The organism is Protofrankia sp. CiP1_Cm_nod4 (genome assembly GCF_982290645.1).
In genome coordinates, this window is the sequence record NZ_CEVIVC010000083.1 from 1 (window position 1) to 9,348 (window position 9,348).

9 protein-coding genes are annotated in these 9,348 nt (G+C 69.9%); all 9 read right to left on the bottom strand.

What is annotated here, in order from left to right; genetic code table 11:
* Positions 1–152: 152 nt before the first annotated feature.
* Positions 153–1,214 carry a cell division protein ZapE gene (gene zapE / locus AC5LSR_RS15795; protein WP_250284344.1) on the bottom strand — a complete coding sequence of 354 codons (1,062 nt, stop codon included), beginning with the start codon at positions 1,212–1,214 and terminating at the stop codon, positions 153–155.
* Between the two features lie 331 nt (positions 1,215–1,545).
* Positions 1,546–2,037, bottom strand: a complete 492-nt coding sequence (locus AC5LSR_RS15800) for a GNAT family N-acetyltransferase (RefSeq protein WP_250290270.1) — start codon at positions 2,035–2,037, stop codon at positions 1,546–1,548.
* Positions 2,038–2,487: 450 nt separating this feature from the next.
* Positions 2,488–3,144: a hypothetical protein gene (locus AC5LSR_RS15805; RefSeq protein WP_445548278.1), complete on the bottom strand. Its 657-nt coding sequence runs from the start codon at positions 3,142–3,144 to the stop codon at positions 2,488–2,490.
* 2 nt (positions 3,145–3,146) lie between these two features.
* Positions 3,147–3,545, bottom strand: a complete 399-nt coding sequence (locus tag AC5LSR_RS15810; RefSeq protein ID WP_250284348.1) for a TadE/TadG family type IV pilus assembly protein — start codon at positions 3,543–3,545, stop codon at positions 3,147–3,149.
* A 235-nt stretch (positions 3,546–3,780) separates the two neighbouring features.
* The gene (locus AC5LSR_RS15815; RefSeq protein WP_250284350.1) at positions 3,781–4,050 is read right to left on the bottom strand and encodes a hypothetical protein; all 270 of its coding nucleotides are present in this window, start codon (positions 4,048–4,050) and stop codon (positions 3,781–3,783) included.
* Between the two features lie 110 nt (positions 4,051–4,160).
* The gene (locus AC5LSR_RS15820; RefSeq protein WP_250284353.1) at positions 4,161–5,108 is read right to left on the bottom strand and encodes a type II secretion system F family protein; all 948 of its coding nucleotides are present in this window, start codon (positions 5,106–5,108) and stop codon (positions 4,161–4,163) included.
* The gene (locus tag AC5LSR_RS15825) at positions 5,105–5,986 is read right to left on the bottom strand and encodes a type II secretion system F family protein (protein ID WP_250284355.1); all 882 of its coding nucleotides are present in this window, start codon (positions 5,984–5,986) and stop codon (positions 5,105–5,107) included. Before AC5LSR_RS15825 ends, AC5LSR_RS15820 begins: the two co-directional genes overlap by 4 nt.
* A complete protein-coding gene (locus AC5LSR_RS15830; RefSeq protein WP_250284369.1) occupies positions 5,986–7,338 on the bottom strand; it encodes a TadA family conjugal transfer-associated ATPase in 1,353 nt (450 codons plus the stop codon). The genes AC5LSR_RS15825 and AC5LSR_RS15830 overlap by 1 nt, the downstream gene beginning before the upstream one ends.
* A gap of 1,222 nt (positions 7,339–8,560) precedes the next feature.
* Positions 8,561–9,348 (bottom strand): helix-hairpin-helix domain-containing protein (locus AC5LSR_RS15835; RefSeq protein WP_493468627.1); only part of this gene is annotated, 788 nt, incomplete at its 5' end.

Here is a 9,348-nt window from a genome sequence, read left to right on the forward strand (position 1 = left end):
TGGGCACCCGACGGTCGCGCGACGTTTGCCTACGGACCGTCCAAAAAGACCGATGAACCACACATCGTCTGGCTGGAAGTCGGCACCCACGATATATTTTAACAAAATTATCCAGCGGCGCGGGCCACCCATTCGATCCAAGTGATAGCGTATTAATGAATGCGACATTCCTGGCCATGACAAGGGCGCGGCGAGACCACGGACAGCAGGGAGAGTCGGCTGGCGATCCGCCCGATGTCGGGCGGCAGATCATCGCCGTGGAGCACATCCACCAGCGGCGCGGACGCGACGAGGAACAGCCGCACGTCCTCGTCGCAGAGAATGTCGACAAGATTGGCGAATCGTTGCCGGGCGTCCCGGCCGACCTCCGCGAGACGCGGCAACCTGGAAATCACCCAGGTCGTGAAGCGGCCGGTGAGAATCAGATAGTCCGTCGCGGACCTGGCCGTGTCGCACAGATCGAAGAAATCGAACCAGACGAGGTCGCCGCGGGCCGCCAAGGCCCGGATCCGCCGGTCGCCCACGTCGAGTGCGGTGGTTTCCGCCTCGGCCGGGGCCGTCAGGCCGGCGTCATGGAGCTGGGCGTCCGTGCCAGGCCACATGTAGACACCGGTCTCGAACCGCGACCGGGGCTCACCCGACCAGGACCGGCCGCGGTAGTCCCGTGAACCGGCAAGCTCGACCACGTCCATCGTCTGTCCGATCTTCTCGATCATGGGAACGAAGAGATGATGATAGATCGGACTTGGCAGCAGACCATCCGGCGGATAGTTGGACGTGGCCAGCAGAGTGATCTTCTTCTCGAACAGCGACGTGAACAGCCGGCTGACCAACATGGCATCGCCGGCGTCATGGACGTGAAACTCGTCGAAACACAGCAGACGGCAGCCGGCGAGGAGCTCCTCGACCGCGAAGTCCACCGCCCGGCGTTTCTGCCGATGCCGGGAAAAGGCCGAATGGAACTGGCGGAAGAATTCGTGGAAATGCACCCGGTGCTTCTTGTCCGTCGGCACGCTCTCGTAGAACACGTTCATCAGCCAGCTCTTGCCCCGGCCGACCGGCCCCCAGAGGTAGACCCCGCGCGGCTGCCGACCGAACGGGCCCCGCCACCGCGACACCTCGGCGCCGAGCTGGGCAAGCCGGCCGGCGACCCGCACCTGTGCCGCGTCCAGCTCGAACCCGGATCGCCCAGCGGCATCCTCCAAACGCTTCACGAACCGCTCCACGTCCGCGCGTTCACCGGCCACGAGCACACCGGTTGCGCTGTTCCCCGATCGACGCGGCCTGGACCGAGCTCGGGGAGAACATCCTGCTCGAGGTTGTGTCGGTCGAGTTCGGCGACAGCAACCTGATCGTCTCCTGACAGGCCCAGCCCCGGTCGTGCTGTCCCACCGGATCAGGACCTGCCCGGCCACCCATATTCCCGGAACAGTACAGCGGTTTGCTCAGAACTCCTGTTTCAATTATCAGAACCATGAGACCGCCGCGAGTCGGAGTACCATCATCAATCCTGGCCAGAGGGGTCCTGAAAAAACCTCCCAGCGATCAGCCACCGGTGCGGGCTTCCCATTCGGCTCGGGTGATCGTGTAGATGGCGCTGTCGGTCTCGTGCAGAGTTTCATAGCGCTCGAACGTCATGCCCAGTTTCTCGGCGACGCGGATGGACTGCTGGTTGTCCCGGTGCGGGATGGCCACCAGCCGGTTCACACCGTGGTTCGCGAACGCCCAGGTCCCGGACGCGCGTGCCGCCTCGGGCGCGTACCCGCGCCCCCACCAGGGCCGGCCGATGAACCACACCAGCTCGATCCCGGGCCATCCCGGCTCGTACCACAGCCCCGCCCGGCCCACCAGCGCGCCGGCGGCCCGCTCCACCACCGACCACGAGCCGGCCCCTTCCAGCTCCCACGCGCCGATGTTGGCCGCCAGGTTGTGCCACATACTGTGCCGATCATGATTACCGACATACCGCCCGAACTCGGCGTCGGACCAGATGGCGGTGGACGCGTCAAGATCTTCACGACAGATCGGCCGAAGCACCAACCGCCCCGTCGTCAACGTGGGGATGTTCACGCGTCGCCACCGGCAGAAAACACACGGATGCGGGCAACTGTGGCCATCCACCGCGCCGGAGGAGATGTGCTGATCATCCCGTCCAGCTCCACCTACAACGTGTATGCGGGAGATCGATGAGCGGGAAACCATCCCGACACGTCCAGTACGATCATGCCCTCCGTCATCGTGCCATAAACAGCCGCGTCAGCACTATAACCGGCCGGCCGCACAACCGACGCACGAACAGGAGACGCCACCAAGACACAGCCCTGCAAACCTCTGCCCGGGCAGCCTCCGAAGGATGCGGCTCCACTGCTGTCAGGGCAGCGCTGGATTCACATCCTGGGTCACCCGCCGAGCGGGATGCTGGCGACGTCGACCAGGCCTGCATGAAAGCACGTGATTCCGGGAATTCAGCGGATGGCCAGAATCTCCTTATGCCGCGGGGGCCTGGGTGCGGTCGCGGCGGTAGGCGTCCACTACGACTATGAATTTTCCGTTGACTGTGATGTCGGCGAGGCCGGTGAACAGCCGGGCTGTTCCGGGTAACGCCGCGACGGAGCGGACGCACACGGTGAAGCGGGAGCCGGGGGCCAGGGACGCGGCGCCGTCGCCGGGGTTGCCGGCGCCGCAGTCCGCTCCCTCGGGCGCGAAATGCAGCTCGGGGGCGCCGTCGAGGCCCTGGTCGGCGAAGGCCGTCTCGGCGGCGACCCGGGCGCGCGTGAGGGCCTGCTCCTCGCTGTCGGCGGTGGCGTACGCCCGGCCGGCGGCCCGGGCGGCCTGGGTCACCGCGAACGCGGCCCGCTGGACGGCGAACACGCTGAGGAAGAAATAGACGAACGGGATGAGCAGCAGGACCGACAGGCCGACGAACTCGATCAGAGCGGTGCCGCTGTCGTCGAGCGGGCGCGGCCGACGCTGGTCGCCTCGCCGGCCCCACTCACGGAACCGGCGCCATGCGCGATGTAGGTGCCACTCGCGGTGCGGGCGCGGCAGGCGTCGCCGAGCCCGACCTGGCGCCCGCTCCCGCGTCTGATCAGGGTCCGTCTGATCAGGGTCGGGGCCCGGGCGGAGCTGGTGTCGTGGGGGCATGTTCACGGGGTCTCCTTGACCGCGTGGCCGACGACCGTGATCGTCGTCTTCGCGCCTCCTGGCAGGACCGTCAGCGGTACGGCGACCCGGCAGCGCACCTCGACCAGGGGCACGCCGGACGCGCCGGTCGTGGCGGCGCTGGTGCAGCGGGTGTCGGCACGCCCGGGGATGGACGACGCGATCAGCCGCTCCGCGTAGGGGCCGCCGGAGTCCTCGGGCATGTTCAGGTTCGCCGCGTGCCGGGCGCCCTCGGCGGCGTCCGCGGCCAGGGTGTTACGGATGTGCAGCACCACGCCGACCTGGACGACCCCCAGGAACAGGAAGAGCAGCAACGTCCCGACCAGCACGAACTCGACGACCGCCGAACCGCGCTCGGACGCTGAGCCTCGCTCGGAGGTCAAGGCGCGCTCGGACGTCAAGGCGCGCTCGGACGTCAAGGCGCGCTCGGACGCCGGCCGTGGCGCTGCCGCCCGGGCGCGCAGCCGCGCGGGGAAACCCCCGAACCCGCGCCCGCTCGCTGCCGGGCACGCCGGAACGGGTCGATGCTCCCGCGAGGAGAACAGCGGGGAGAACAGGCGGTCCCGCACCGGGAACAGGGTGGCGATCTTGAGCCTTCGCGCGGGAGGCCCGGCGCGGTCAGCCGTTGCCGACCACGGAGTCGATCGCATTGGTGAAGACATCGCGCAGCTGGGGCACGGCGACCGCCATCAGGGCGACGACCAGGGCTGCTGTCATGACGGTGACCATGACCCAGCCGGGCACGTCCCCGCGGTCACGGCGGTCACGGCGGTCACGGCGGTCGCCGCCGGCCTGCCCGGCCCCTGCCACGAGCAGGTCTCTCCCGGCCCGGGACAGCCTCTCCCGCTCCAGCACCCAGCGGCTCACGAACATCGCGAACACACGCACGGCCAACAGCTCCTTCGCATTCTTCCGGGCTCTTCGAGCCCTTCGGGCACTTCGGATACGCCTCTGCTCGGCGGACAGCGAGAAAATCTCCAGAAAATCACCGGCCGTCATCACTGGGCGTTGAAGGAAAGACTGACCAGCGCCGGATAGAAAGCGAAGATCACAGTGGTCGGCAGGACGAAGAACACCACCGGCACCATCATTGCGATCTCCTTGCGGCCGCCGGCCTCCAGCAGCTGGCGTTTGCCCGCCTCCCGGACGTCCACCGCCTGCGCCCGCAGCACCTCCGCCAGCGGTGTGCCGCGTTCGATGGCCACGGCCATGCCGTCGACGAACCGGGCCAGCGACGGCACCGTCGTCCGGGTGGCCATGCCCTCGAGTGCCTGGACGAGGGTGGCCCCGGCGCGGGCGTCCGCGAGAGCCAGCCGCAGCTCACGGCCGAGCTCCCCGTGGGAGAGCCGGCTGACCCGCTCCAGCGCGCCGATCGGGCTCTCCCCCGCGGTCACCGCGAGCGCGAGCAGCTCGGCCACGGTCGGGAACTCGATCAGTATCCGTTCCTCGCGTTCCCGGATCGCGCGCGTCAGCCACCAGTCCCGGGCGACGATCCCGCCCGCGACCCCCGCGACGACCATGGCGACGCCGACGATCGGCGGCGGCCCGACGCCGGTGAGCGCCCGCACGAGCAGCAGGAACGCGCCGACAAGCGCGCCGGCCACGGAACAGATCACCTGTTGGACCCGGAACTCCTCGATGGACGTCCGTCCGCCAGCCTGGGTCAGCCGCCGGGTCAGGGCGGCGCGCCCACCGAGGAAACGGTCGAGCCGCCGGGCCGCGTCCCGCACGAAAGGCCGCAGCAGCTCCTCCAGACCGCTACGGGACGACATCGTGCTCCGCGGACGGTCGGCGAGCAGCCGGGACTGCGCCGGGGCGTCGCGCAGGTAGGGATCCATCCGGTCGGCCAGCCGGATCCGCCGGACAACCGGCGACCGGCGGATGATGATGAGCAGCCCGAGCCCGGTGAGCAGGCCGATCAGGGCGCCGGTCGCCGCCGGGCTCACCGCGGGCTCCCCGAGAGGCTGCTCCCCAGCACCCGGCCTTCCTCGGGCAGCCGCCCGATCCATTTCATGATCATGTAAGCCAGCACCGACACGCCGCCGCCGGTCGCGAGCACGGCGACGCCGGTCGGGCTGTCGTAGGCGCGCACGGTCTCCCCGCGGGTCGCCAGCATCAGCAGGACGACCCACGGTGCCGCGAGCGCGAGCCGGGCGGCGTTGACCGTCCAGCTCTGCCGGGTCTCCAGCTCGGCGCGGGTGCGCGCGTCCTCCCGCAGGAAGGCCGACAGCGTCCGCAGCAGCCGGCCGAGGTCGGTGCCGCCGACCTCCCGCGCCATCCGCAACGACTCGATGATCCGGTCGGCGACCGGGTCGGCGAGGTCGTCGGCGAGCCGGTCCAGGCTCGCCGAGAAGGAGCCGGTCGCCCGGTAGTCCTCACCGAAGCGGGTGAACGCGGGGCGCAGCGGGACCGGGCCGCGCACCCCCACCGACGCGAGCCCCTCCGGCAGGGACATCCCCGCCCGTACGGCGCTGGCCAGGTTGTCCACCACGTCCGGCCACAGTTCGCGCAGGTCGTGCATGCGGGTGCGCCGGCGCCGCACCACCATCGCCCGCGGCAGCAGGGCGGCGAAGACGAAGAACGCCCCGGCCAGCGACCAGGTGGCGGTGAAGGCAAGGACGAGCAGGCCGACCACCAGGCCGGCCCCAACACTGATCATGAGGAGCTGGTCGGGGCTGACCCCCGGGATACCTGCCTGCGCGAGAAGTTCCCTGGTCCGCACCCGCCATCTGGCGGTGCCGGGGTCACGCCGGACACGGGGACGGCCGCTGGTGACGACGAGAAACAGGCCGAGCCCGAAGAGCAGGCCGAGGAAGATACCCATCAGCCCTCCCCTCCCCGGATCTCGAGCCATGATCGTTCGCCCAGCGGGGACCGCTCGAGCAGCGCGGCCCGCTCGGCATAGCCGCGATCACGATCACGATCACGAGCGCGGTCACGGTCACGGTCACGGTCGGTCGCGGCGAGCAGCGCGGGCAGGTCGTAGCCGGCCTGGGCGAACCGTTCGGCATGCGGGGGGTAGCCCTCGGCCCGCACCAGGGTGCTGCCGTGCGTCCGGTAGATCTGGGCGATCTCGATGACGTCCCCCTCGGTACGCCCGGGCAGCGCGACGATCTCGGTGACCCGCCGGCGCCCGCTGGCGTCCTTGGCCAGGTGGACGACGAGATCCACGCTCGCGGCGACCGTCGGCACCACGAAGGCGTGGCTGACGTTCTCCCCGGCGAGCAGCGGCAGGGTGCACAGCTTGGTGACCGCCTCGCGGGCCGAGTTCGCGTGCAGGCTGCACATGCCGGGCAGGCCCGAGTTGAGCGCGATGAGCAGGTCGAGGGCTTCCTCCTGCCGGACCTCGCCGACAATGATCCGGTCCGGGCGCATCCGCAGCGCCTCCTTGACCAGGCGCCGCAGCCGGATCTCCCCGGTGCCCTCCAGGTTGGCCTGGCGGGTCTGCATGGCGACCCAGTCCGGCGCCCGGAGCTTGAGCTCGAAGACCTCCTCGCAGGAGATGACCCGCTCCCGCCCGGGCATCGCCGAGCCCAGGCAGTTGAGCATCGTCGTCTTCCCCGCCTGCGTCCCACCGGCGACGATGATGTTCAGCCCGGACGCGACGGCGGCCTCCAGGAAGGCCGCGGCCGGCGCGGTGATCGTGGACAGGGCGACCAGCTCGTCCAGGCTGGCCGCGGACAGGACGAACTTGCGGATGTTGACCGACCAGTGGGCCCGGGTGACATCGGGGATGACCACGTGCAGGCGCGAGCCGTCCGGCAGCATGGCGTCCACGAAGGGGGTGGAGAGGTCCACCCGCCGCCCGGAGCTCTTCAGCATCCGTTCGACGAGGTCCGCGACGCCGTCGGCGGTCAGGATCGTCGTGGTCAGCTCGCTGCGCCCGTTACGGGCGACGAACACCCGGCCGGGCTCGTTGATCCAGATTTCTTCCACTGCCGGGTCGTCGAGGTGGCGCTGCAGCGCCCCGAATCCGGCGACCGCGTCGTGGACGAGCCGGGCGGTGGTGGAGCGGTCGACAATCGGCGGCAGATCGCTGGTGAGCGCGCGTTCCTCATATTCGCTGAGGACGTCCTCGACGAGCTGGCGTATGCGGACGGGCTCCTCGACCGGGTCGAGGGAATGGCGCCGGACGAGTTCGCGCACTTCACCCTCGATGAGAGAGGCGGCGTCCATCCAGTCACCACGTGCCGCCACGGAAGACCGATCCCCCCTGGTTATGCGTTCGGAGTGTTGTCAGCCGGACAAATACTACGAAACATAGAAATCAGGTCGCGTCCGATCAAGCAGTCGACACCGTGCCCCTCCGCTCGCCGGTCGTCCGAAAAATCACGATCGGACCACCTTCGGCTTGTACCACTCCGCTGCCCACCGGCGGCGCAAAAGCAAGATCACACCACCTTCGGCCGTTCTCCCCCTGGCCCCGGCAGCGCGATAACAAGATCGCATCGCCTTCGGCTGGAGGGAGGTGGACGCCCGGCGACAATATTCGCATGGCCGTTGCGGTCCACCCACATCGGGCCACGGGGAGCCCAACGGCGGCAGAAAACGATCACATGCCCAGGCGAACATCCGTTACTCTCCGCATCCATCACCCGGCTGGCCGGGCGCCGGGCGGGAAAATGGCCGGCCCGCTGTCGCGACATTCGGGAAAACAGCCGGAACGGCCCCCGGCCGCCAGGTGGCCGCGGACCGGGGAGGACGCTCCACCGGCCCGGCCGGAAAATCCCGGCAACCACTCCCCGGTGGAACTGGCGCCAGCGTCGGGCCATATCCGCGCGCATCGCGGCGGCAGCGGCCCGTCCGGCGTTCACGGGACGCGGTCGTAACCGGTGGGAAACACGCTGGCTCGTCGCTCGCGCGGCCGGCTGCCGGAACCGTGACGAGCGGGCCGCCACCGTGGCGTATGCGCGACCGATACCGGTTGACATGCGAACCCGCTCGCCCCGAAAGAAACAGGATCATCCGCCGGCCCACGGAGCGGCACCCACGGGACCGCCCGGCCCAGGCCCGAGAAACGTCCACGGGAACGGATTGTCAGAATTTCCATAAATCATTCGATATCAATTCTGATACCGATCAGAAATATCAGCGACCGGTACTCGGAACCGGCCCGTAGCCATATTCATGACCAGCGCACCCGGCCGGTCGGTGCCACCACCGGCCAGCGGCGGCGCGGACGCACCGGAATCGGCTGCCCGCCGCGCCCGGGATGGCTTCGCAGGACGCCGCGGACAGCCCGTGGACGCCCCTGCCACACCCGGCGGCGGTCGGACATTCAGTGACGGACAGTAACATTTCGATCAGTCCCTGCCCCTGGACGACCGCATATCCGCCCGGCCCGGGCGACCGCGGACGCTGGTCCGCGCTACCTGGTCCGCGCTACCTGGTCCGGCGGTCAGACCCGGCCGCGGTGGTGGCGTTCGTGGAGGGAACCGGCCTGGCCCACCCAGTCGTCCGAGACGATCCGGTCGCCGAAACCCTCCAGGACGCTGCCGAGCCAGCTGACCCCGTCCTCGTTGAGATCGGCGAGCTGGCGGAAGCTGACGATGCCGAGCGCGTGCAGCCGTGCCTCCACGACTGGGCCGATCCCGACGATCTCCTTGAGATTGTCCCGGCGGGCGCCCTGCACCGCGGCGGGCGGCGGGAGGGGGCCGGAGCCGCTACCGGGGCCGGAGGAACCGGACAGCGAGGTCAGCCCGGCCAGCGCCACTGAACCCGGCAACGCGGCGGGCGAAGCGCCCATGGCTGCGCCGGAGGAGCTACCCGGAGTGGCCGACGCCCCCGCGGGCACCGGGCCCGCATGTGCCGAGGCCCCGGATGCCGCGCCCACGGGCGCTGTGCCCGGGGAACGACGATCCGGCTGGGCGCCCGGGACGGGCCGGGCGGTGAGCACCGGCACAACCGCGGCGACAGCCGGATCCTCCTCGAGGAACTCGGGCTCCTCCGCCGCCGGCAGCGCGAAAAAAACATGATCGCGACTTCGCCGACCGCTGGGGCCGCGGCCATCGGGGAGTGCGGAGGACTGGCCCTCCCGGGCCTCGCGGGCCTCCCAGACGTCACGGAGATCGGCGTTGTCGAGGTCCTCCGCCACGCCAGCGGCCGGCCCACCGGCCTCCGCGTGGGTGGGCTGCCCGCCGGCAGCGCCGGTATCCGGCTGGCCCGCCACCACGGTGTCCTCACCGA